The organism is Photobacterium sp. R1, from assembly GCF_054600795.1.
In genome coordinates this window covers 1-268 of the sequence record NZ_BAAHZP010000588.1, presented here as the reverse complement: position 1 = coordinate 268, position 268 = coordinate 1, and the positions used below count along the sequence as shown (strand labels likewise).

The following is a 268-nucleotide window of genomic DNA, read 5'->3' as shown; positions in this document are numbered from 1 at the left end:
CGAGTGTTCGTCAGCAGTTTCCTGCACTGGCTCAACAGATAAATGATGCACCTGTGTATTTCTTTGACGGACCGGGTGGAGCACAGGTGCCTGCCAGTGTTTTACAGGCCATGACGGATTATCTTGGTCGATATAATGCCAATCTGGGCGGTTCGTTTTTCTCCAGTGAGGTGACAGTGTCACTCATGGCAAAGGCGCGTCAGTTTGTTCAAGCATTACTGAATGCGCCGTCGCCCGACAATATTGTTTTTGGTCCGAATATGACCTC

The 268-nt window shown here is 49.6% G+C and carries 1 protein-coding gene; it reads left to right on the top strand.

What is annotated here, in order from left to right; genetic code table 11:
* Positions 1-268: aminotransferase class V-fold PLP-dependent enzyme (locus ACYP03_RS26400; protein ID WP_459782724.1), on the top strand; the 268-nt coding region annotated here is incomplete at both ends.